The sequence below is a fragment of the Variovorax sp. 01T439_2 genome, assembly GCF_056398445.1.
The window spans coordinates 1-2,322 of the sequence record NZ_JBFTPJ010000926.1; the positions used below are offsets into that span (position 1 = coordinate 1).

3 protein-coding genes and 1 pseudogene are annotated in these 2,322 nt (G+C 63.8%); all 4 read right to left on the reverse strand.

Annotation, left to right across the window (positions count from 1 at the left end; genetic code table 11):
• Window positions 1-722: metallophosphoesterase (locus AC1DOC_RS29880; protein ID WP_478131143.1), on the reverse strand; the 722-nt coding region annotated here is incomplete at its 3' end.
• Window positions 719-1,372 carry a metallophosphoesterase family protein gene (locus AC1DOC_RS29885; protein WP_436042084.1) on the reverse strand — a complete coding sequence of 218 codons (654 nt, stop codon included), beginning with the start codon at window positions 1,370-1,372 and terminating at the stop codon, window positions 719-721. The genes AC1DOC_RS29880 and AC1DOC_RS29885, both read right to left, overlap by 4 nt.
• A 25-nt stretch (window positions 1,373-1,397) precedes the next feature.
• Window positions 1,398-1,817, reverse strand: a complete 420-nt coding sequence (locus AC1DOC_RS29890) for a DUF2384 domain-containing protein (protein ID WP_150106893.1) — start codon at window positions 1,815-1,817, stop codon at window positions 1,398-1,400.
• Between the two features lie 5 nt (window positions 1,818-1,822).
• A pseudogene (locus AC1DOC_RS29895) lies at window positions 1,823-2,322 on the reverse strand (hypothetical protein); the annotation flags it as partial.

Sequence of the window (2,322 nt, forward strand, 5' to 3'; positions counted from 1 at the left end):
CGGACTCGGTAGTCGAAGCTCTGGTGGGTGTGGCCATGCACCCAGAGCACAGGCACCTCGAAGAAGTCGTGGGGCAGCTCGCTCACGAACGCGCCCGACACCCAGTCGTCGGCATACTGCGCCGAGAGCGAACCGCGGTGCGGCGCATGGTGCGTCACCACCACTGTTCGACCGTCGAACGGTTCAGCGAGCTTCGCCTGCAGCCATGCCCGCTGGGCCTGGTGGATCTGCAGCGTGTCGGCCGCCTGGAGCGGCCTGCCCAGTATGTCCCCCCAGGTGTTGGGCTCGGACGTGTCGTCGACCGTGCGGATCAGCGCGTAGTCGTTCAGCACGCTGGTCGCCTGCTTCATCGCCCATGGGACGTCGCTGACCCGCCCTTCGGGTGCCTCAATCGCGAGCGCGAAATCGGTCCAGAGCGTCGCGCCGAGGAAGCGCACGCCATCGATCACGAGCTCGTCGCCGTCGAGCAGGTGCACATGGCTGCCTTCGGAGGTGGTGCGCGCAGCGGCCAGCGTCGTGCCCAGCCGGCCGCCGTAGTACTCGTGATTGCCGGGCACGTAGATCACGCGTTTGCCGGGAAGGCGCGTCATCGCCCACTCGATGGCCCGCTTGGCCGGCGAATGGATGTCGCCGGCGAGGATGACGAGGTCGAACTCGAGATCAGGCACCGGCTTGAAAGGTGCGAACTCGAGATGCAGGTCGGAGAGAATCAATAGCTTCACGAGTGGGTCCTTTCGAAGTGGGCGCGCAAGGCAGCGCAGGCTTCGGCGTCGAAGCCCACGAAGGACCCGCAGACCACCAGCCGGTCATTGTGGCGGTCGAATTGCCACTCGGCGTCGTCGAGCGCGACCCAGGGTTCGCCGGAGGCGCCGTGGGCCTGCAGCCAGGAGAGGATTTCGCCTTCGCGGTGCGCGAATGAATGGGGAGCGCCGGCACCGCGCGGCGGCGTGACGCCGAGAATCCGGGGATGAATGTCCGAAAAGAACGAGGCTTCGATCGGGCGCCGCGGGTCCCAGATCTTGCTGCGGAAGATGCCGCCCAGTCCCGCCACCCGGTAGCCAGCGATGGAAACGATGCGGCCATGCAGGTTGCGATCCGCGAGCTCCGATCCCCACAGGTGGTCGTAGTCGGCGTCGGCATCGGTGTCGTGGTTGCCGTGGATAAACCAGACTCCGGTGCGATCCAAGATCGGCTGCAGCTCGACGTGCAGTGGCTGGCGAGGCTGGAGATCGCCGAGCAGGACGATTGCCTCGGGCCGGTAGCCCTCGACCGCGGCGATCACCGGCTCGAAGTCTCCGTGCGGATCGCCGAAGAACATCAGCTTGGGCGCCGACGGCTCGGGCATCAGATCGATATGTGCGGTGTCGTCCATCGGTCAACGATCAGCTCAAGGCTGCTCACCCCACAAACCCGGTCTGGTAGGACGCCAGTAGATCGAGCACGTCGGCGGCCCGGCCTTCAGCCACCAGCGCTTCAGCCGTCTTGTGATCAAACGCGGCGAGCGACTCATTCCTGTACCAGAAGATGGCGGGCTGGAGGTCGCCTCCCGATGTCTTCATCACGGCAGCAAGTACTTGCAAGGTCGCGCGGATATGCGACTGGATGTTTTGTGCCGTGGGCGAACGAGTGATCGTGCTTCGATGGACGTGCGCGTTGATAGCGAAGGCATCAAGATCCAGGTCCACCATCTCGATGAACTTCGTCGGTGACAGGGCTTGGCGCCCGTCGATCACGTCGAAGATCTGTCGGGCGAGATCGAGCACCAGTGGCAGCTCCGCTGCTGCTGCTAGCGGTTGATTGGGTGTGACGTTGGGCACGGCTCTCAAAACTTGTCCAACGCGCGCTGAATGCCCTGCGCTACAGCGCTGAACATGGGCAGCGGCAACTTCTCGTAGAAGCGAACCGTCGTTCCGGATTTTGCGTCCTGCAAGACTTCTCCGATTCGTCGACCACCGAGGCAAAGGGTCGATGTCTCCGGATTGGCATTGAACCTCCGATTTCCGGCTGCTGAATCTGTCGCAGTGAGCGCCGCAAAGATCTCGGACGGAGTCATCCGCGGATTTCCCTTCAGACGCGTGCGGGCCTGTTCGAGACCGACCTGCAATCCTTCGGAGGCTAGTTTGGTCAGCGGCGCGGCCCAACGGGTTTGTAAGTCCATAGGGGAGGCAAACAAAACAACAATTTCGTCGGGGAGCCGTGCAAGCGCGACGGCACGGCTGACGGTCGCAGTATTGCAGCCCAAGGTCTCGGCCAGCTGGCGCATGGACGGAAAAAGTCCTTCCTGCAGCGCTCGGTCGTACATGACCCCTTGCTCCCAAGGCG

Excerpts from the sequence above, each read along its gene's own strand:
- AC1DOC_RS29885 (WP_436042084.1), bottom strand. The coding sequence starts at position 1,372 with ATGGACGACACCGCACATATCGATCTGATGCCCGAGCCGTCGGCGCCC.